1 pseudogene is annotated in these 293 nt (G+C 51.9%); it reads right to left on the bottom strand.

The features are described 5' to 3' along the window. A pseudogene (locus tag MUW49_RS20935) lies at positions 1–293 on the bottom strand (IS630 family transposase); the annotation flags it as partial.

The raw sequence follows: 293 nt of genomic DNA, 5'->3' as shown, positions 1-293 counted from the left end.
GCTTTTCCAGCATGGCAATAAACAGCGATGAGTTTTTCTTGATCCCGCTGACGTAAAGTACCCTTCCGTTGCCTGCGTGGAGAACGCCTGCCAGATAATGCTTGGCATTCTGCCCCGGTGTGACAACCCGCTTTTGCTGCGCTCTGCACATCCAGTCGGCTCCTAATTTGGGATTGAGGTCTATATCGACTTCATCCTCATAAAACACCGGATTATCGGCATCACAGCGGGCCAGCGCGGCGTCGATATTCGCCATTTTTTCCTGATAGGCTGGGTCTTTTATCCGCAAGGTC

Origin of the sequence: Aeromonas sp. LsrichE-8G (genome assembly GCF_022869435.1) — a bacterium.
GTDB lineage: Bacteria > Pseudomonadota > Gammaproteobacteria > Enterobacterales > Aeromonadaceae > Aeromonas > Aeromonas caviae.
Note: the sequence above shows the minus strand (reverse complement) of the source record. Positions and strands in the feature narration are given on the sequence as shown.